The sequence below is a fragment of the Butyricicoccus sp. OF10-2 genome (assembly GCF_003481925.1).
Taxonomy (GTDB): Bacteria; Bacillota; Clostridia; order Oscillospirales; family Butyricicoccaceae; genus Agathobaculum; species Agathobaculum butyriciproducens.
In genome coordinates this window covers 1-18,873 of record NZ_QUMC01000016.1, presented here as the reverse complement: position 1 = coordinate 18,873, position 18,873 = coordinate 1, and the positions used below count along the sequence as shown (strand labels likewise).

General features: G+C 55.5%; 19 protein-coding genes and 1 pseudogene. 19 read left to right on the top strand and 1 reads right to left on the bottom strand.

Annotation, left to right across the window (positions count from 1 at the left end; genetic code table 11):
* The first annotated feature begins 16 nt into the window (after nucleotides 1-16).
* Nucleotides 17-2,107: an S-layer homology domain-containing protein gene (locus tag DXB00_RS09395; protein ID WP_119214829.1), complete on the top strand. Its 2,091-nt coding sequence runs from the start codon at nucleotides 17-19 to the stop codon at nucleotides 2,105-2,107.
* A 24-nt stretch (nucleotides 2,108-2,131) separates the two neighbouring features.
* Nucleotides 2,132-2,605 carry a hypothetical protein gene (locus tag DXB00_RS09390; RefSeq protein WP_118730217.1) on the top strand — a complete coding sequence of 158 codons (474 nt, stop codon included), beginning with the start codon at nucleotides 2,132-2,134 and terminating at the stop codon, nucleotides 2,603-2,605.
* Between the two features lie 60 nt (nucleotides 2,606-2,665).
* On the opposite strand, the gene DXB00_RS09385 is transcribed toward DXB00_RS09390, so the two are convergent.
* Nucleotides 2,666-3,976 carry an alpha-amylase family glycosyl hydrolase gene (locus tag DXB00_RS09385; protein ID WP_118730216.1) on the bottom strand — a complete coding sequence of 437 codons (1,311 nt, stop codon included), beginning with the start codon at nucleotides 3,974-3,976 and terminating at the stop codon, nucleotides 2,666-2,668.
* Nucleotides 3,977-4,175: 199 nt separating this feature from the next.
* On the opposite strand from DXB00_RS09385, the gene DXB00_RS09380 reads away from it, so the two are divergent.
* The 17 genes and pseudogenes from DXB00_RS09380 to DXB00_RS17715 all read left to right on the top strand — a co-directional run bounded on the left by DXB00_RS09380 (nucleotide 4,176) and on the right by DXB00_RS17715 (nucleotide 18,542).
* Nucleotides 4,176-4,448, top strand: a complete 273-nt coding sequence (locus DXB00_RS09380) for a hypothetical protein (RefSeq protein WP_147359201.1) — start codon at nucleotides 4,176-4,178, stop codon at nucleotides 4,446-4,448.
* Nucleotides 4,449-4,575: 127 nt separating this feature from the next.
* On the top strand, nucleotides 4,576-4,917 hold the full coding sequence (rplS, locus tag DXB00_RS09375) for a 50S ribosomal protein L19 (RefSeq protein WP_110436593.1): 342 nt from the start codon (nucleotides 4,576-4,578) through the stop codon (nucleotides 4,915-4,917).
* A gap of 125 nt (nucleotides 4,918-5,042) precedes the next feature.
* Nucleotides 5,043-5,609 (top strand): signal peptidase I, encoded by a 567-nt coding sequence (lepB, locus tag DXB00_RS09370; protein ID WP_117490717.1) that lies wholly within the window; start codon nucleotides 5,043-5,045, stop codon nucleotides 5,607-5,609.
* Nucleotide 5,610: 1 nt separating this feature from the next.
* A complete protein-coding gene (gene ylqF, locus DXB00_RS09365) occupies nucleotides 5,611-6,468 on the top strand; it encodes a ribosome biogenesis GTPase YlqF (RefSeq protein WP_110436595.1) in 858 nt (285 codons plus the stop codon).
* Between the two features lie 56 nt (nucleotides 6,469-6,524).
* Nucleotides 6,525-7,142, top strand: a complete 618-nt coding sequence (locus tag DXB00_RS09360) for a ribonuclease HII (protein ID WP_119214828.1) — start codon at nucleotides 6,525-6,527, stop codon at nucleotides 7,140-7,142.
* Nucleotides 7,139-7,489, top strand: a complete 351-nt coding sequence (locus DXB00_RS09355) for a YraN family protein (RefSeq protein WP_119214827.1) — start codon at nucleotides 7,139-7,141, stop codon at nucleotides 7,487-7,489. The genes DXB00_RS09360 and DXB00_RS09355 overlap by 4 nt, the downstream gene beginning before the upstream one ends.
* A 2-nt stretch (nucleotides 7,490-7,491) precedes the next feature.
* A complete protein-coding gene (locus tag DXB00_RS09350; protein ID WP_119214826.1) occupies nucleotides 7,492-8,454 on the top strand; it encodes a dipeptidase in 963 nt (320 codons plus the stop codon).
* A 100-nt stretch (nucleotides 8,455-8,554) separates the two neighbouring features.
* Nucleotides 8,555-10,048: a threonine synthase gene (gene thrC, locus DXB00_RS09345; protein ID WP_119214825.1), complete on the top strand. Its 1,494-nt coding sequence runs from the start codon at nucleotides 8,555-8,557 to the stop codon at nucleotides 10,046-10,048.
* Entirely contained in the window at nucleotides 10,048-10,749 is a 702-nt protein-coding gene (locus DXB00_RS09340; RefSeq protein ID WP_116704875.1) for a metallophosphoesterase, read from the top strand. The genes thrC and DXB00_RS09340 overlap by 1 nt, the downstream gene beginning before the upstream one ends.
* A gap of 78 nt (nucleotides 10,750-10,827) precedes the next feature.
* On the top strand, nucleotides 10,828-12,159 hold the full coding sequence (gene tig, locus DXB00_RS09335) for a trigger factor (RefSeq protein ID WP_116704876.1): 1,332 nt from the start codon (nucleotides 10,828-10,830) through the stop codon (nucleotides 12,157-12,159).
* A gap of 165 nt (nucleotides 12,160-12,324) precedes the next feature.
* Nucleotides 12,325-12,906 (top strand): ATP-dependent Clp endopeptidase proteolytic subunit ClpP, encoded by a 582-nt coding sequence (clpP, locus tag DXB00_RS09330; protein ID WP_117490728.1) that lies wholly within the window; start codon nucleotides 12,325-12,327, stop codon nucleotides 12,904-12,906.
* Nucleotides 12,907-12,958: 52 nt separating this feature from the next.
* The gene (gene clpX / locus DXB00_RS09325; protein WP_119214824.1) at nucleotides 12,959-14,275 is read left to right on the top strand and encodes an ATP-dependent Clp protease ATP-binding subunit ClpX; all 1,317 of its coding nucleotides are present in this window, start codon (nucleotides 12,959-12,961) and stop codon (nucleotides 14,273-14,275) included.
* A 132-nt stretch (nucleotides 14,276-14,407) separates the two neighbouring features.
* A pseudogene (lon, locus tag DXB00_RS09320) lies at nucleotides 14,408-16,821 on the top strand (endopeptidase La).
* A gap of 1 nt (nucleotide 16,822) precedes the next feature.
* Complete coding sequence (yihA, locus tag DXB00_RS09315; RefSeq protein ID WP_227109736.1) at nucleotides 16,823-17,434, top strand: ribosome biogenesis GTP-binding protein YihA/YsxC; 612 nt, start codon at nucleotides 16,823-16,825, stop codon at nucleotides 17,432-17,434.
* Complete coding sequence (locus DXB00_RS09310) at nucleotides 17,435-17,827, top strand: hypothetical protein (RefSeq protein ID WP_117490730.1); 393 nt, start codon at nucleotides 17,435-17,437, stop codon at nucleotides 17,825-17,827.
* A 159-nt stretch (nucleotides 17,828-17,986) separates the two neighbouring features.
* Nucleotides 17,987-18,310, top strand: coding sequence for an SCP2 sterol-binding domain-containing protein (locus DXB00_RS09305; RefSeq protein ID WP_110436606.1), 324 nt, complete (start codon nucleotides 17,987-17,989; stop codon nucleotides 18,308-18,310).
* 106 nt (nucleotides 18,311-18,416) lie between these two features.
* Nucleotides 18,417-18,542, top strand: a complete 126-nt coding sequence (locus DXB00_RS17715) for a hypothetical protein (protein WP_256129151.1) — start codon at nucleotides 18,417-18,419, stop codon at nucleotides 18,540-18,542.
* Nucleotides 18,543-18,873 lie beyond the last annotated feature (331 nt).

Here is an 18,873-nt window from a genome sequence, read left to right as displayed (position 1 = left end):
ATACGAGGTGTATCTTATGAAAAAACGTTTATTATCTGCATTCCTGTGTGCGGCGATGCTGGCAACGATGATACCGGCAGCATTTGCCTCCGATCTGGACGGACACTGGAGCAAAAACTTTATCGAATATCTGGATGAGGAGGGCATCATCAATCCGAGTGCGACCACCGGCAAGTACGAGCCGGAGCGCAAGGTCACTCGTGCGGAGTTCATGCGCTATGTCAACCGCGCGTTTCACTTCACAGAGAAGGCAAGCATTTCGTACAGCGATGTGCAGTCCAACTCGTGGTACTACGACACGGTGCGCATTGCCGAGAAGTACGGCTACATCAACGGCACCGGCAACGGCAGGATGAATCCGGAGGGTTATGTCACCCGTGAGCAGGCGGCGGTTATCCTCGGACGGCTGTACAAGGCCGATCCGGGTAATGTAAAACCGGCAAACCTGTCGTTTAAGGATAAGGCGAAGGTTGCAACGTGGTCGGCAGGCTACGTCAAGGCGGCTGTGGACAAGGGCATCATCACCGGCTACAAGGATAACACCTTCAAGCCGACCAAGGTCATCACCCGCGCAGAGCTGGCGAAGATCCTGTACTATTATCTTGGAACCTCGCTCTCGACGGCAGGAAAAGCGTATACCGGCTCCGACCTCAAGAGCGATACCGCGAACGTCACCATCTCGGAAAGCTGCACGCTGTCCGATGCGACGATCGACGGCGATCTGTACCTGACCGAAGGTCTGGCCTCGGATGCGGTACAGCTGAATGACGTGTACGTCAAGGGTACGATCATCGTAGCCGGCGGCACGGTAACAATGACGAATACAATGAGCGACCACATCGTTGTGTCCTCGCCTATGGGTCGCCTGCTGCAGGTTACTGCGGCAGGCGCCGCTCGTTTTCCGAACACGGAGGTCCGCAGCACAGCAGTGCTCTACGAGAAAAAGCTGACCACCCCAGGCTATGAGGGCTTTGCGGATGTAAAAATAAACGGAGATAAGAAGGTTTCGCTGACGCTGGATGCGGATATCAATCATCTGGAGCTGAATACCGAATCCACGGTTTCCATCACTGCGAATGCGTCGGTCTACCGCATGACCGCCAGCAAGCCTGCGTCTGTCACCGGCTACGGCACGATTTATCAGGCGGAGATCAAGAGCAGCGGCGTGAGCTTTGCCAGCAGCGTGCGGGTCTCCGGCTACACGATCGCAAACGGCGTGACCGCCATCGCAGGCGGACAGACGCTCACGGGCAGCGTGACGGCGGCTGTTTCGCCGGAAAGCATAACGGTCGACCTGAATAACCTCTCTGCACTGGGCAAAAATGTTGCGGTCACCGTGCCGAACGGTCTGAAAATTGAGAAAATCGAGAGTAACGGTGCAGTCCTCACCGCAGGCACGGACTATACGCAGACCTCGACCGGCGCCGCCATCAGCGCGGATTGGCTGGGCAGGCTGCCGCGCGGTAACTACAAGCTGACGCTGACGCTCTCGGACGGCAAAACGGCGGCAATCGCCATTGCTGTTACCGATTCTTCGGTGAGCGAAAATGTGCAGAATGCGTCTTTTGACCGCTATTACAAGTCGGAGAACTACGCAGATGTACGCATGCGTCTGAGCGGCGCCAATACCTCGGAGGATATCCGGGATGTGGTGCTCGGTCTGTCGAGCATCGACTACACGTTCGATTCTTCGACGCGTTCGCTCATCCTGCCGCGCGGTGTACTGGCGCAGCTTCGAGCGGGCAGCTACACCATCAGCGTTGAACTGAAAAACGGCAAGACCGAGGTGTTCACCCTGACCGTGAGCGATTCCGCACCGACCGGCGAAAGCTGGGCGGTCGAGGAGTACAACACGTTTTCACCGAGCGAACCGAAGTTCACGCTGCCGCTGACGCGCACAAGCGTGCGTACGGTGACCGTGCAGAACAACGGCGTGATCGAAGCACTCAACGCAGGCAGCGATTACACGATCAGCGGTCAGACACTGACGCTGAAAAAGTCCGCGCTCGAGCGTTACCGCAAGGATGGTACGGCTGTCGTATTCAGCGCCGATCTGGCGGACGGCACGACTTATGCCCTCGTTATCGACTATGTAAAGCGAAAGTAACTTCTTGTAAAGGAGCGTGATGAAATGAAAAAGGCAGCAGGCTTTATCGTTTTACTGATTTTCATGACGGGATTGATCGGCTGCAGTGGAAAAACGGTCAAGCTGGACTTGCCGTTTACAGCCGATGATGTGGAAAGTGCTGTAATGTATCATTTCGAGGGCGTTCCTATAGCGGCAGAGAAGAAAATCGTTACAGAAAAAGATGATATCAAAGCGCTGTACGAGCGGCTGGAAGGTCTGTCGCTCAAAGATAAGACGATAGATGATAGCGGTGACGGAGGAGATGTGACCAGTTTTCGGTTTCAGCTTTCGGACGGGACCGACTATGAACTGCTCTATGTCTGCAGCGGCGTGAAAAACGGCTATCTGGCTTCGCGGACAGGCGGATTTCGCTATTTCACACGTGCGGATATCGGCGCCTGCTGGAATGACTTGAATCAAGAGCTTGTGGCAGAACCTGCCGATCAGAGCGAACTGCCGGGATATGATCCGGCATAAAGACATTAAAACCCTCCGTATGAAACCATACGGAGGGTTTTCTCTAGCTTACGGGCACGCTCAGCACTCACACTTCCAGAAGTAAGCCGAGTACGGCGGCAATTCACTTCCGCCGCCGAAGTCGTGCATTTCTCCGGTAATGAGGTCCACAGCACGGCCGCAGCGCGCGTCAAAGTGTGCGTGGTACGGCTGCTCGTCGATATTTACGGCAACGAGCACTCGTTCGTCGTCTGTCTCGCGCTCCCAGATGCACTGCTTGTTGGTGAGCACAAGCTGCTTGAAGCCGCCGTAGCAGAGCGCACGGCTTTCACGGTGCGCCTTCGCCATTGCGGTGATACGGGCGGTCAGGTCGTTCGCGATCGGCTGCTCGAACGAGGGGCGCAGAGCGTCATCGCCGTCCTGCTTTTTGCCCTCGGCGCCCCATTCGCTGCCGTAGTAGATGCACGGAATGCCGGGCATGCCGAACAGCAGCGCGTAGATCAGCGGCAGATGCGCCGGATTCTGCAGGATGGACGCAACGCGCGTGACGTCGTGGTTATCCACAAACGAAAGCAGGTGCTTGCCTTTATACAGCGTCCAGTTTTCCGGACCGAACTGGCGCAGCAGCGAATGCGTGATCTCGAACAGGTTGTAGCTGTTCATCGAGGAATACAGACCCTTGTAGCACTCGTAATTCGTGCAGGAGTGCAGCATGCCGTCTCCGACAAACTGGTTGTAATCGCCGTGGAGCAGCTCGCCGACGAGGAAAAAGTCGGGCGAGAGCGAGTCGCAGAAGCCGCGCAGCGCACGGATGAAATCTTTGTCGAGACAGTACGCCACATCCAGCCGCAGACCGTCAATGCCGAATTCGTCCTTCCACTGCCGGATACACTCGAAAATGTGGTGCTGCACATCCGGATGGCGCAGATTGAGCTTTACCAGCTCAAAATGACCTTCCCAGCCCTCGTACCAGAAGCCGTCATTGTAGTTTGAATTGCCGTCAAAGGAGATGTGGAACCAGTCCTTGTAGGGGGAATCCCACTTTTTCGCCTGCACATCCTTGAACGCCCAGAAACCTCGTCCGACGTGATTGAATACGCCATCCAGCACAACTTTGATGCCGTGCTCGTGCAGCGTTTTGCAGACGGCGGCGAAATCCTCGTTGGTGCCGAGACGGCAGTCCACGCGGCGAAAATCGCGGGTGTCGTAGCCGTGGCTGTCGGACTCAAAAATCGGGGAGAAGTACACGGCATTGCAGCCGAGAGATGCAATATGCTCCGCCCAGTCGCTGACCTTGCGGATGCGCGGAACAGTCACGCCGTCGTTTACGCGCGGCGCACCGCAGAAGCCGATGGGATAGATCTGATAAAATACGCTTTCGTATGCCCACATGAAAAAACACTCCTTTACATCGGGTAGCATTTTCAGTATAATAAAAGTGAATAAGAATTGCAAGCAATTTTCGATAAAAATTATGCAAGATGGCGATAAAATGCGAAAAAATTCTTATGTTGCGGGATTGGGGATTTGTCTGCTTTTATGCGCTTGCGGTCAGCAAAAGCCGATTAGATTGCTTGCCGACGCAGAAATTGTGTCCACAGACAGCCGAAATCAAACAATCACTGTGCGGGATGCGGGAGAGACGACCGTATTCGGTGAGCATGGCACGGCAGACTGCTCGAAAGCAGCGCTTTCTGCTTACAATTCCGATACCGGCAAAACGCAGGAAATCGGCTTTGAGGACCTGCAGGTGGGAGATTACGTTGTCATCGGCCTTTATGACAACGAGAAGGCGCAGGCGCAGACCGAGACCGTTCGCGCCGAGTCTGTCGAGCGAATGAGACAAAAATCTGTGCAGGATTGAAAAAACACTTGCAATCCGCTACATGATATGATATTATAGTCGAGTAACAATGAACACGGGCATTCCTCTGCTCATTTATGGGTTTACGATGCGGCAAGAATGTCTAAGACGAAAGGAAGACTAAAAAATGGATCTCGTTAAAGTCCTGTCCGAGCAGCAGCTCAAGAGCGATCTGCCCACTCTGAAGATCGGCGATACCGTTAAGGTACACGCAAAGATCAAGGAGGGCAACCGCGAGCGTATTCAGGTATTCGAAGGCATCATCATTGCTAAGAAGCACGCTGGCGTAAACCAGACCGTAACCGTTCGCCGCATTTCTTACGGCGTAGGCGTAGAGAAGACCTTCCCGGTACATTCTCCGAACGTTGCTAAGTTCGAGGTTGTTCGCAGCGGTAAGGTTCGCCGTGCTAAGCTGTACTACCTGCGCGGTCGCGTAGGCAAGGCTGCCAAGATCGCAGAGAAGGTTTAATTCTAACATTACAACCGAACAAAAACGGGGAGCTTTTGCTCTCCGTTTTTTGTTTTCACTTGCGCATACGCTGTATTATCGCTATAATAATATTGTATGCTATCTTTTTGATGGAGGAAATCATAATGCAGCAAACCGAAAATAAAAAGAGTGAGGGACGCTTCTCGAGCGAGCTGTTCGGCTGGGGCGAATCCTTGATGGCGGTTCTGGTGTTCTTCGTGGTCGTATTCACGTTTTTCGTGCGCCTGATCGGCGTGGACGGCATGAGCATGTACCCGACCCTCGAGGATCACAGCATCATGCTGGTAAGCAACCTGAACTATACGCCCGAGCGCGGAGACGTTGTCGTGCTGCGCAAGGAGGGTTTTTACAACAATCAGCCGATCGTCAAGCGCATCATTGCGACCGGCGGTGATACGGTGGACATTGATCCCGTAACCGGCGACGTGAGCGTCAACGGCGAGGTTCTCGATGAGCCGTATATCAACGAAAAGATCGATGTACTCGAGCATATGGGCGATCTGACCTATCCGCAGACCGTGCCGGAGGGCTGCGTGTTCGTCATGGGCGACAACCGCAATGCCTCTACCGACAGCCGCGACAGCCGTCTCGGCATGGTGGATGAGCGCTACATCCTCGGTCATGTGCAGAGCGTGGTTTTCCCAATCAGCGATTTTGGAACGGTGAAGTAATATGAATATTCAATGGTATCCCGGACATATGACAAAGACCCGCCGGCAGATGGCGGAGTATATCAAGCAGGTGGACGCGGTCTGTGAGGTCGTGGACGCACGCATTCCGCAGGTGTCCCGCAACCCGGATATGGATGAGATTGCAGCAGGCAAGCCGCGTATGATGATCCTCAACCGCATCGACCTGGCTGACCCGAACATGACGGCTGTCTGGGCGAAGCATTTCCGTGAGCAGGGCATGGCGGTCATCCAGACCGACAGCCGCAGCGGCAATGGCACGCAGGCGTTCTCCGGTGCGGTTCGCACGCTGCTGGCGGACAAGATCGCCCAGTGGAACGAAAAAGGTCTGGTCGGCAAGTCCGTCCGCGTGATGGTCGTCGGCATCCCGAATGTGGGCAAATCCACGTTCATCAACCGCATTCTCGGCAGAAAATCCGCCAAGGCGGCGGATCGTCCGGGTGTGACGCGCGGCAGCCAGTGGTTCCGCGTGGAGAGCGGCATTGACTTGCTCGACACCCCGGGCATCCTGTGGCCCAAGTTCGACGATGAGCGCGTCGGTATTCTGCTGGCGTGCACGGGTGCGATCAAGGACGATATTCTGGACGTTGAGACGCTCGGCTGCAAGCTGATGGAGCTGCTCGCCGAACAGGCGCCGCAGACCATCATTGACCGCTACAGCATCGCCATTCCGGAGGAGGAGTGCGATTTCCTCGGTTATGAGCTGCTGCAGCAGGCGGGCAGGCGCCGCGGTTTTCTGCTGCGCGGCGGTGAGATCGACACCGAGCGCATGGCGCGCATCCTGCTCGATGAGTTCCGCGGCGGTGTTCTCGGCCGCATTACGCTCGAGAAGCCGGAATAAACCAACATTTCGAGGGCGAACCACTGTGTTCGCCCTTGGTTTTAGGAGAGACAAACATGACTTGGGAATACGAAGAAAAAGCATGGGCGAACGGCTACGGCTCGGTGTGCGGCGTGGATGAGGCCGGACGCGGTCCGGTCGCCGGACCGGTGTGCGCTGCTGCGGTCATCCTGCCCGCCGGAATCGTCATCGAGGGACTGAACGACTCGAAAAAGCTCAGTGAAAAGAAGCGTGAGAAGCTGTTCGACGAAATCACGGCAAACGCGCTTGCGTGGTCGGTTTCGCTCGTGGACGAGCGGGTGATCGACGAGATCAACATCCTGCAGGCGACTTACCGCGCGATGAAGCAGGCGGTGGACGGTCTGACACGCCCGGCGGATTTTGTCTATGTGGACGGCAACCGCTCACAGGGACTTGAGCAGCCGCACGAGTGCGTGGTCTCCGGCGATGCAAAAATCCCGTCTGTCGCGGCAGCGTCCATCATCGCCAAGGTAACGCGAGACCGCCTGATGCGCCAGTTCGCCGAGCAGTACCCGCAGTACGGCTTTGAAAAGCACAAGGGCTACGAGACCAAGGCGCACGATGAGGCCCTGCTCATGCACGGCCCGTGCCCGATCCACCGGATGACCTTCCTCAAGAAATTTTACGAAAAGCATCCGGATGCACCGCGATGAAGGGCGCGTGGGGAGAAAAAGCGGCGCGGCTGTACCTCGAAAAGCGCGGCTGGCACACGGCAGCGACGAATTTCCGCACCCGGTTCGGTGAGATTGACATTATCGCGGAGAACGCGCAGTATGTTATCTTTGCGGAGGTCAAGACGCGCAAAAACGCCCGCTACGGTCCGGCGTGCGAAGCCGTCACACCGGCCAAGCAGGCGAAGATCATCGCCGCTGCACAGGCGTGGCTGCAGGAGCACCCGACCGAAAAGCAGCCGCGGTTTGACGTGATCGAGGTTTACGGCGAGGAAAACGCATCGGTTCCGCCGCGCATCAACCATCTGGAAAACGCCTTTGGAGGGTGAGTATGAAGCTGTTTGATCTGCACTGTGACACCATCTATGAGTGCTGCGAGACAGGAAAACACCTGCGGGAGAACGATTTACATATCAATTATGCAGCAGCGCGCAGGTATCAGCCGTATGTGCAGTTCTTTGCGCTGTTCTGCGGCGCGAGACAGCCGTATTCGCCGGAAACACGCGACTGTCTGCTCGATACGCCCGCTGATGAGCGGTTCGACCGCATGCTGACGACTGCCAGACGCGAGTTTGCCGTCAACGCCGACTGGCTGACGTTCTGCCGTTCGGCGGCGGACATCCGCGCGGCAGTGGAGGCCGGAAAGGCGGCGGCGCTGCTCTCTATCGAGGGCGCGGAGCTGCTGCCCGACCGGCCGGATGCGCTCGATTATGTTTACGACGCCGGTGTGCGTCTCATCACGCTGACGTGGAATTACCGCAGCCGCTACGGCTGTTCATCCGCCGTGGATCAGAACGAGGGTCTGACCGAGCTGGGCAAGCAGCTGGTCCGTGACTGCGGCGAGAAGGGGATACTCGTTGATGTATCGCACCTGTCCGACCGCGGGTTCTGGGACGTGTGCGAGGCAACAGACCGTCCGTTCGTTGCGACCCACAGTGACTCTCGCGTGCTGTGCCGCAACTCGCGCAACCTGACCGATGAGCAGTTCGCTGAGATTGCAAACCGCAGGGGACTGGTCGGCGTCAACCTGTACACGCCGTTCCTCGTGCGGCAGAGCGATTCTGTGATCGATGACGCCATCGACCACATCGAGCGTTTCCTCGGTATGTACGGCGAGAAGGTGGTCGCGCTCGGCTGTGACTTTGATGGCTGCGATACCCTGCCGATCGGCATTGACGGTCTGGCGGATATGTATCGTCTGGCAGACCGTATGTTGACACTTGGCTACAAGCAGGAAACGGTCGATGGGCTGTTTTATGACAACGCATTCAACTTTATGCAGAAAATGTTGTGACAGGACGGCGGAATTTCCACGGAATTGCCTATTGCCCAAACATACATATTTGCTATACAATAGAAGAAGCAATCAAAACCACTGCGGAGGTTGTAAAAATATGGATTATGTAAGCACAAGAAATAAGGAGCGCAAGGTTTCCGCGGCATACGCCATCGCCAACGGTATCGCACCGGACGGCGGCTTGTACTGCCCGACCGCGTTTCCCACGCTTACCGACGCGGATTGGAAAACGCTTGCGGAGAGCGATTACAAGGGCCGCTCGGCGCTCATTCTCGGCAAGTTCCTGACCGACTTTACGGCGGAGGAGCTGGCGGACTTTGCGTCCAAGGCCTACGCCGATGAAAAGTTCGGCGGTGCAGATACCGCACCGGTGGTAAAACTGGGCGAGGGCAAGAACCTGCTCGAGCTGTGGCACGGTCCGACCTGCGCGTTCAAGGATATGGCGCTGCAGATGCTGCCGCACCTGCTCACTGCGTCCCTGCGCAAGACCGGCGAAACCCGTACCGCCTGCATTCTGGTCGCTACGTCGGGTGACACCGGCAAGGCAGCGCTCGACGGCTTCCACGATGTACCGGGCACCAAGATTATGGTGTACTATCCGGTGGACGGCGTATCGCCCATGCAGAAGCTGCAGATGGTAACGCAGGAAGGCGGAAACGTCGAGGTCGTAGCCATCCATGGCAACTTTGACGATGCACAGAGCGCGGTAAAGCGCATCTTCACCGATGAGAATACCCGCGCAGCGCTCGACAAGGACGGCATGATGCTGTCCTCGGCAAACTCCATCAACTGGGGCCGTCTGGCGCCGCAGATCGCGTACTATGTTTCTGCGTACTGCGATATGGTTGCCGCAGGCACCATTGCACAGGGCGACAAGATCAACGTCTGCGTACCGACGGGCAACTTCGGCAACATCCTTGCGGCGTACATCGCCAAGAAGATGGGTCTGCCGGTCAACAAGTTCATCTGCGCGTCCAACCGCAACAACGTGCTGACTGACTTCTTCAAGAAGGGCGGCGAGTACAACCGCAACCGTGATTTCTTCACCACGACTTCTCCGTCGATGGATATCCTGATTTCGTCCAACCTCGAGCGTCTGCTGTTCTTCGCTTCCGACTTCAACGACAAGCTGGTTGCTGAGCTGATGAACAAGCTGAACACCGAGGGCAGCTACAAGGTAGCTGAGGATGTATTTGCCAAGATCGAGGCTGAGTTCGACGCAGGCTGCTGCGATGACAGCCACGCGGCTGATACCATCAACAAGCTGTGGAAGGACGAGAACTACCTGTGCGATACGCACACCGCAGTTGCCGTTCGTGTATACGAGGACTACCGCGCACGCACCGGCGACGAAACGCCGACCGTGATCGCGTCCACCGCGTCTCCGTTCAAGTTCTGCCGCTCGGTTATCGAGGCGCTCGGCGGCACGCTCGAGAACGACGACGTTACCCAGCTGGAGGTGCTCTCTCAGCTGACGGGTGTACCGGCACCCGCTCCACTCGCCGCTCTGGCAGGCAAAACGCCGCGCTTTGACCGCGTGGTAGACAAGGCCGACATTCTGTCCACCGTCGGCCTGCTCAAGGATCTGTAATGGCGCTTTATACGCTTGCCGATCTGCACCTTGCTGCTGATGTAGCCAAGCCGATGGATATTTTCGGCGGCCGGTGGCAGGGGCACACGGAAAAGATCATCAAAAACTGGCGTGCGCTTGTTGCGCCGGAGGACACCATTGTTTTGGGCGGGGATATTTCGTGGGGCATCAACCTTGCGGAAGCGAAAGGCGATTTTGCGCTGATCGACTCGCTGCCGGGCAAAAAGATCATTTTGAAGGGCAACCACGATCTGTGGTGGGAAACCGCCTCCAAAATGCACCGTTTCTTAGATGAAAACGGATTTACTACCATTGATTTTCTGCATAACAACTGTTTTTTCTATGAAAAGACCGCGCTGTGCGGCACGCGCGGCTGGCCCTTTGAGGAGGACTTCGCCGACCCGCACAACGAGAAGATCTTCAAGCGCGAGCTGCTGCGGCTCGAGGCATCGCTGAAGCTCGGCGCTGCCGCAGATCCGGAGGAGATACTCTGTTTCCTGCATTATCCGCCGCTTTACGCGTCCTACCGCTGCGGTGAGATCATCGAACTGCTGCATAAGTACGGTGTAAAGCGCTGTATTTACGGACATTTGCATGGAAAAAGCCTGAGTCATGCCGTAACAGGTGAGCAGGAAGGAATTGAATGGAAGCTCGTCTCCGGAGATTTTGTGGATTTTATCCCGATTTTTCTGAAAAAATAGAAAAAACTATGGAAATTCTCAAAATAATCTGGTAGAATGATTTAGATACAATCGAAAGTAAGTAAGGAGATTGGCAACATGGAACTGAAAAACACTGAAAAGCAGGAGCACAGCGTCGTTGCTCTGACTATCGAGATCACCAAGGCTGAGTTTGAAGCAGCTAAGGACAAGGCATTCAAGAAGACCGGCAAGAACATCACCGTTCCGGGCTTCCGCAAGGGCAAGGCACCGCGCAAGATGATCGAGAAGCTGTACGGCGAAGGCGTGTTCTTTGAAGAGGCTTTCAATATCATTTACCCGGACGCTATGGAAATGGCTGTTGAGAAGTCCGGCATCAAGCCGGTCGGCCGTGCAGACGTTGACCTGGGCGACCCGGCAGAAGAGGGCGGCCTGACCATCATCGCCAAGGTACCGGTTGAGCCGGAAGTTGAGCTCGGCGAGTACAAGGGCATCGAGGTTGAGAAGGAGACCGTTAAGGTTCTGCAGGCTGACGTTAAGGCAGAGCTGAACCGCATGGCTCAGCGCAACGCTCGCACCGAGACCGTAGAGCGCAAGGCTAAGAAGAACGATACCGTTGATATCGACTTCGAGGGCTTCGTAGACGGCGTTCCGTTCGAGGGCGGCAAGGCTGAGCATCACGAGCTGACTCTGGGCTCCGGCGCATTCATCCCGGGCTTCGAGGATCAGCTGATCGGCTGCAAGGCCGGCGACGAGAAGGACGTAGTTGTTACCTTCCCGGAGGAGTACCACGCTAAGGAGCTGGCAGGCAAGGAAGCTACCTTCAAGTGCAAGGTGCACAAGGTTGAGGAGACCATCCTGCCGGAGATCGACGACGAGTTCGCTAAGGACGTTTCCGACACCTGCGAGACCCTTGATGATCTGAAGAAGGAGATCACCGAGCGCCTGAAGGCAGAGCGTCAGGAAGCTGCTGACAACGCTTTCGAGGAGAAGGTTCTGGACGCTGTAATCGACGGCATGAAGGCTGACATTCCGGCTGCTATGATCGACTCCCAGGTTGACACCATTGTACAGGACTTCGGCTACCGTCTGCAGATGCAGGGTATGGGCCTCGAGCAGTACCTCAAGATGACCGGCACTGAGATGGGCGCATTCCGCGCAATGTTCAAGGATCAGGCTGAGCGTCAGGTTAAGACCCGTCTGGCACTGCAGAAGGTTGTTGAACTGGAAGGCATTACTGTTTCCGATAAGGAGCTTGAGGAAGAGTATGCTAAGATGGCAGAGCAGTACAAGATGGAAGTTGAGAAGGTTAAGGCCATCGTTTCCAAGGAAGCTCTGGAGGGCGATCTGAAGATCTCGAACGCGCTCGAGTTCATCAAGAAGAACGCCAAGGTTAAGAAGGCAGCAAAGAAGAAGGCTGCTGAGGAGACCACCGAGGAGACCGCAGAGTAATTTCTGCTGATTCCCCAAAGCGCGCAAACAACAGCAAACCAAACGCTTAGCGTTGGTTCATAAGAAAAGCGCGAGCGACGCTCGCGCTTTTTCACCTATATTCAAGGAGGACAAAATCTGCGCTTTTTCGCAGCTTATCCGCCTTGCTGAAAGGAGTTTTCCCAAGTGAGTTTAGTCCCTATGGTCGTAGAGCAGACCGGCCGCGGCGAGCGTTCGTTTGATATTTACTCCCGCCTGCTGAATGACCGCATTATCATGCTGTGCGATGAAGTAAACGACACGACCGCTTCTCTGGTCGTGGCTCAGCTGCTTTATCTGGAAGCACAGGACCCGGATAAGGATATTTCGCTGTATATCAACAGCCCCGGCGGCTCCGTAACCGCAGGTATGGCGATTTATGACACCATGAACTATATCAAGTGCGATGTTTCGACCATCTGCATTGGCATGGCGGCTTCCATGGGTGCATTTCTGCTGTCCTCGGGCGCCAAGGGCAAGCGCTACGCGCTGCCGAATGCTGAGATCATGATCCATCAGCCGTCCGCCGGCACGCAGGGTCAGATCACTGATATGGCGATCCACCTGAAGCGCCTTGAGATCATCAAGAAGCGCATGAACAAGATCCTGTCCGAAAATACCGGCAAGCCGGTTGAGACCGTGACGGCTGACTGCGAGCGCGATAACTTCATGACCGCGGACGAGGCTGTTGCATACGGTCTGATCGACAAGGTATTCGATAAGCACTAAGGCAATTCTGCATTGTCGTAATTGTAATTTTTTCGTAGTATAGAGGTGGCATATGCCAAATTATGATGATGGAAAAGAACTGAAATGCTCGTTCTGCGGCAAGCCGCAGAGCCGCGTGCGCAAGCTGATCGCAGGACCGAACGTGTATATCTGCGATGAGTGTATCGGCGTATGCACCAGCATTCTGGATGACGAGCTGGACCTCATGCCGGAGTACGAGCCGCAGAGCCATGCACTCGTAAAGCCCGAGCACCTGCCGACGCCGCAGGAGCTGAAAAAAGTGCTCGATGAGTACGTTATCGGTCAGGATCGTGCGAAGATTGCCCTTTCGGTTGCGGTTTACAACCACTACAAGCGCATCTACCATCCGGAGACCGAGGTAGAGCTGCAGAAGTCCAACATCCTGATGCTGGGTCCGTCCGGCTCGGGCAAGACGCTGCTGGCGCAGACGCTGGCCAAGACTCTGCAGGTTCCGTTCGCGATCGCGGACGCGACCACGCTGACCGAGGCCGGTTACGTCGGTGAGGATGTCGAGAACATCCTGCTGCGACTGATTCAGGCGGCGGACTTTGATGTGGAGCTGGCAGAGCACGGCATTATCTACGTCGATGAGATCGACAAGATTGCCCGCAAGAGCGAAAACCCGTCCATCACCCGCGATGTTTCGGGTGAGGGCGTACAGCAGGCACTGCTGAAAATGCTCGAGGGCACGGTTGCCAACGTACCGCCGCAGGGCGGCCGCAAGCATCCGCATCAGGAGTTCATTCAGATCGACACGACCAATATTCTGTTTATCTGCGGCGGTGCATTTGACGGTATCGAGGGTATCATCCAGAAGCGCACCGGTAAGCAGGGTATGGGCTTTGGTTCTGAGGTAAAGGGAAAGGAAGACGAGCAGACCGACCGTCTGCTGGCCAAGATCGAGCCGCATGACCTGATGAAGTTCGGCCTGATCCCCGAGCTGATCGGTCGTCTGCCGGCCATCGTTTCGCTCGATACGCTGGATAAGGACGCACTCGTCCGCATCCTGCAGGAGCCGAAGAACGCACTGGTCAAGCAGTACGAAACGCTGTTCGCAATGGACGGCGTAGAGCTGAAGTTCCAGCCGGAGGCACTGGAGCGTGTGGCTGAGGTTGCACTCGAGCGCAAAACGGGTGCCCGCGGTCTGCGCGGTGTGCTGGAGAACGTGATGACCGACATCATGTTCCGTATTCCGTCCGATGAGACCGTCTGCCGCGTGGAGATCACGCCGGGCGTTGTGGACGGTACCGGCGAGCCGGTTGTCGAGCACGGCGAACGCACGGCTGTTCCGGCGGAAAAGAAGCCGCCGAAAAAGGCTTCGCGCAGAAAGCCGACCAAGAGCGCATAATCAATCAAAACCAATACGGGCGGGGAACAAGATTCCCGCCCGTATTTTTAACGTTCAACGCCTTTACAAACCCCGGAAGATATACTATACTGAAACTAATAGACAATTTTCCGTGCAAGGAGAAACGAATATATGACAGAGCTTAACGGAATCGTCCTCAGCCGCCTGCCGGTGCTGCCGCTGCGCGGACTGACGGCGTTCCCTAATATGATCGTCCACTTTGATGTGGGCAGAATGATGTCGATTCGCGCACTGGAAGCGGCAATGAAGAACGGACAGACCATCTTCCTGACCGCGCAGCGCGAACTGAAAACCGATACGCCGACGCCGAGCGACCTGTACCAGATCGGCACGATCTGCCAGATTCGCCAGATCCTGCGTCTGCCGGGCGACAATATCCGCGTGCTGGTCGAGGGCAAGACCCGTGCGCTCGCGCACAACTTTATCGCCGCCGAAAAGGACGAGGACTGCATATATGCCGAGGTTGAGGAACTCGAGGACTATGTTTACGGCGTGACCGAACGCCGTGCGCAGGCACTCGTGCGCACCGCGCAGGAGCGCTTCGGCGAGTATGCGCAGTATGCGTCCCGCCTGTCGCCCGATGTGGAGCTGACCGTAGCCGAGGGCGGCGATCCGGGCTATCTGGCTGACTATATCGCCCAGAATATTCCGGTCGATGTGGCAGCCAAGCAGGAGATCCTCGAAGAGCTTGGCATTACCCGCCGCCTGGTGATGGTGATCCGCATGCTCGGTGAGGAGACCGAGGTCCTCAAGATTGAAAATGAGATTCAGGATGAGCTCAAGACCCAGATCGACAAAAACCAGAAGGAATACTATCTGCGCGAGCAGATCAAGGTCATTCAGACCGAGCTCGGCGAGCAGGACGTAGCCGCAGAAGCGGAAAGCTATCGCGCGCGCGTGCTCGATCTCAAGCTGCCGAAGGAGTGCGAGGACAAGCTCATCCGTGAGGTGGACCGCTTTGCCAAGCTGAGCGGCTCGACGGCCGAGCAGGGTGTCGTGCGTACTTATCTGGATACCGTGCTCGACCTGCCGTGGAATAAGAAGAGCGAGGAACGTCATAATCTCGCGGAAGCACAGGCGATCCTCGACCGCGACCACTATGGCATGGAGAAGGTCAAGGAACGCATTATGGAGTTCCTTGCCGTCAAGAGCCTTGCGCCCGACCTCAAGGGGCAGGTGCTGTGTCTGGTCGGCCCTCCGGGTGTCGGCAAGACCTCGATTGCCAAGTCCATTGCAGAGGCCATGGGCCGCAGCTACACGCGCATGAGCCTCGGCGGTGTGCGTGACGAGGCGGATATCCGCGGTCACCGCAAGACATACATCGGCGCAATGCCGGGCCGTATTATGGATGCGCTGCGCCGTGCCGGTACGTCCAACCCGCTCATCCTGCTCGACGAGATTGACAAGATGGGCAACGACTTCCGCGGCGATCCGGCATCGGCAATGCTTGAAGTGCTGGACACCGAGCAGAATGTTGCCTTCCGCGACCACTACATTGAACTGCCGTTTGATCTGTCCGACGTGGTGTTTCTGACGACCGCGAACGATCTTTCGACCGTTCCGCGTCCGCTGCTCGACCGTATGGAGGTTATCGAGCTGCCGTCCTACACGGCGGAGGAAAAGCGCCTGATCGCACGCCGTCATCTGCTGTCCAAGCAGATGAAGAAGCACGGCCTGAGCGAAAATCAGCTGATCGTGGACGATGAAACGCTTGATGCGATTATCAGCGGCTACACCCGTGAAGCAGGCGTACGCCGTCTTGAGCAGGTGCTGGCGAAGCTGTGCCGCAAGGCGGCCAAGCATATCGCGGACGGTGACGAAAGCCTGACGGCTACCAAGGAGAACCTCGAGGAGCTGCTCGGCACGGCGACCTTCAAGGATGATCTGGTCAGCAAGAAGGACGAGGTCGGCATTGTAAACGGTCTCGCGTGGACGAGTGTCGGCGGTGAAATGCTCGAGGTTGAGGTGGCAGTCGTGCCGGGCACCGGCAAGATCGAAATCACCGGCAATCTCGGCACGGTCATGCAGGAGAGCGCAAAGGCGGCTGTGACGTTCGTGCGCTCCAAGGCAGAGGCACTGAACATCGACCCGATGTTCTATAAGGACAACGATCTGCACATTCACTTCCCGGAGGCAGCGATTCCGAGGACGGCCCGTCCGCAGGCGTGACGATCACCACGGCGCTGATTTCGGCATTGACCGGCGCGCCGGTTCGTCACGAGGTTGCCATGACCGGCGAGGTAACGCTGCGCGGCCGCGTGCTGCCGATCGGTGGTCTGCGCGAGAAAACCATGGCGGCGTATCGCGCGGGTATCAAGACCGTGTGCATTCCGAAGGACAACGAGAGCGATTTGAAGGACATCGTGCCGGTCGTTCGGGAAAACATCAACTTTGTCATTGCGGAGCACATGGACACGGTGGTGGAGACCGCGATTGACTTTTCGCGCCGTCCCAAGCAGAAAAAACGCAAGTCCGCACCGGTAAAGCGTGCAGCGGACTCGGCATCGACAACGGTGGTACAATAATATGGAAATGAAGAAACCGAATTTGCATAACGCGGAATTTCTGCGCTCGGCGGTGAAGGAAAGTGATTTTCCGCACGACCCGCTGCCGCAGATCGTGTTTGCGGGCAAATCCAACGTGGGCAAAAGCTCGGTCATCAACAAGCTGCTGAACCGCAAGAACTTTGCGCGTGTCAGCGCACAGCCGGGCAAGACCATTCACATCAACTATTTCACAATCGACAAGGCAATGTATCTGGTCGATCTTCCTGGTTACGGCTACGCGCGCGTTTCCAAGGCTGAGCAGCAGCGGTGGGGTGCTCTGATGGAGACCTACTTTGCAATGGATCTGCTGACGCTGGGCATCCAGATTGTGGACATTCGTCACAAGCCGACGCGCGACGATATGACGATGGCAGAGTGGTTCCGCGCATCCGGAAAACCGTGGGTGATTATCGCCAACAAGCTGGATAAAATTAAGAAGAGCCAGCTTGAGGGCAATATTGCGGAGATTCGTCAGACATTGCTGTTGCCGGAGGAAGTGCCGGTCATTCCGTTCTCGGCAGAGAAGGGATTCGGTCGTGATGAGGTGCTTGACCTGATTTTCGAGCACGTTTGCGGAAAGGAAGAGGCATAAATGGATTTTTTCCGCCGTTTTATGGCAGGCCGCTACGGCAGCGACCCGCTCAATAACGCACTGCTCATTCTCGGCATTGCGCTCATTATCGTTGCGCGCATTCTCGGCTGGGCGTGGATGAACGTATTCATTCTTGCGCTGCTGTGCCTGTGCTATTTCCGCATGTTCTCGCGCAATATTCAGGCGCGGTATGCGGAGAATGAAAAGTTCATGAGATGGTGGCGTCCGGTATCGAACAGGATTCGCGGTGCACAGGGCCGTTTTGCCGACCGTAAGACACACTGCTATTTCAAGTGCCCGGAGTGCGGTCAGCGCCTGCGCGTGCCCAAGGGAAAGGGAAAGATTATGATTACCTGCCCGCATTGTCACACCAAATTCGACCGAAAGACCTGAAATTAACTGTTGATTACTGTTCAATTTACAAAGCGGCTGTGCATTAAAAATTGCACAGCCGCTTTGTTACGGTTTCACGGCTAAATCACCAAAATTATCCTTGCTTTTTCTTGCATGTGTTGTATAATAAAGATAGAAAATAGAGCAGGGGTGAGTCCGATGGATATTGATCAGCTGATTGGAAAGTTTTACAACAGATTAAAGAAGGCAGATATTGCCGGCACGGAAGGCAAGGTTGCGGTGCAGTTTAATCTTACGGGCAAGATTACGGGTGTATTCTACATCGAAATTCTGAACGGCAATGTGTCCGTTATGCCGTATGAGTATATTGATCACGATGCAATCGTTTCCGGTTCGATGACGAATCTGGAGAAGATGCTTACCGGCAAGCTGGTTCCGCAGGTTGCTATCGCTGAGGGTAAGATCAAGGTGGAAGGCAACGTGGATAAGGTTATGCTGCTGGCAGAACTGATGAAGAAATGATGCAAAGCTGCATAGAGGAAGACCCGCCGTACTTTCAGGCGGGTCTTTTATGTAAAAGCATTCGAAGCGGTACATGCTGTAGTTATACAAGGAGAAATGCTCAAAAATGAATAAAAAACAGAAAAAAGCCAAACTGACACTGGATATTATTGCGTGCGCATTGTCAGCGGTCAGCGCAGGACTGTCGATTGCGGCTTTTGTAATCAGTCTTGTGCGGAGAAATGAGAAATAAATGTCGAACAGAGACGGAAAAACTCTTGACATTCGCTGTTGGATTTGGTATTCTATTAAAGCTGTCTCTCAGAGACGAGCGCAAAACCGAAAAGCTTGGTTTAGAATGGCTTGATTCTTTCAAAAAAAGAATTTGAAAAAAGTTCTTGACAAACGCTTCTGGTTTTGATATACTAAATAAGCTGTTGATGAGCGGTTAAGATAACGAAAAGTTGTGAAAACTCTTTGAAAACAGCAGATTGTACCTTGTAAATTAAACAACGATGTGCTTAAACTTTTGTTCAAAAGAACGAAGGTTGTAGTGCGAACCTGAAATTTCGAGAGTTTTTTAC

Bases quoted from the DNA above. Each gene is read 5' to 3' on its own strand.
- DXB00_RS09360 (WP_119214828.1), top strand. From the start codon at position 6,525: ATGACTTGGGAATACGAAGAAAAAGCATGGGCGAACGGCTACGGCTCG.
- DXB00_RS09305 (WP_110436606.1), top strand. From the start codon at position 17,987: ATGGATATTGATCAGCTGATTGGAAAGTTTTACAACAGATTAAAGAAG.
- DXB00_RS09395 (WP_119214829.1), top strand. From the start codon at position 17: ATGAAAAAACGTTTATTATCTGCATTCCTGTGTGCGGCGATGCTGGCA.
- tig (WP_116704876.1), top strand. From the start codon at position 10,828: ATGGAACTGAAAAACACTGAAAAGCAGGAGCACAGCGTCGTTGCTCTG.
- DXB00_RS09390 (WP_118730217.1), top strand. From the start codon at position 2,132: ATGAAAAAGGCAGCAGGCTTTATCGTTTTACTGATTTTCATGACGGGA.
- thrC (WP_119214825.1), top strand. From the start codon at position 8,555: ATGGATTATGTAAGCACAAGAAATAAGGAGCGCAAGGTTTCCGCGGCA.
- lepB (WP_117490717.1), top strand. From the start codon at position 5,043: ATGCAGCAAACCGAAAATAAAAAGAGTGAGGGACGCTTCTCGAGCGAG.
- DXB00_RS09385 (WP_118730216.1), bottom strand. From the start codon at position 3,976: ATGTGGGCATACGAAAGCGTATTTTATCAGATCTATCCCATCGGCTTC.
- ylqF (WP_110436595.1), top strand. From the start codon at position 5,611: ATGAATATTCAATGGTATCCCGGACATATGACAAAGACCCGCCGGCAG.
- clpX (WP_119214824.1), top strand. From the start codon at position 12,959: ATGCCAAATTATGATGATGGAAAAGAACTGAAATGCTCGTTCTGCGGC.
- DXB00_RS09355 (WP_119214827.1), top strand. From the start codon at position 7,139: ATGAAGGGCGCGTGGGGAGAAAAAGCGGCGCGGCTGTACCTCGAAAAG.
- DXB00_RS17715 (WP_256129151.1), top strand. From the start codon at position 18,417: ATGAATAAAAAACAGAAAAAAGCCAAACTGACACTGGATATTATTGCG.
- DXB00_RS09350 (WP_119214826.1), top strand. From the start codon at position 7,492: ATGAAGCTGTTTGATCTGCACTGTGACACCATCTATGAGTGCTGCGAG.
- yihA (WP_227109736.1), top strand. From the start codon at position 16,823: ATGGAAATGAAGAAACCGAATTTGCATAACGCGGAATTTCTGCGCTCG.
- rplS (WP_110436593.1), top strand. From the start codon at position 4,576: ATGGATCTCGTTAAAGTCCTGTCCGAGCAGCAGCTCAAGAGCGATCTG.
- DXB00_RS09340 (WP_116704875.1), top strand. From the start codon at position 10,048: ATGGCGCTTTATACGCTTGCCGATCTGCACCTTGCTGCTGATGTAGCC.
- DXB00_RS09310 (WP_117490730.1), top strand. From the start codon at position 17,435: ATGGATTTTTTCCGCCGTTTTATGGCAGGCCGCTACGGCAGCGACCCG.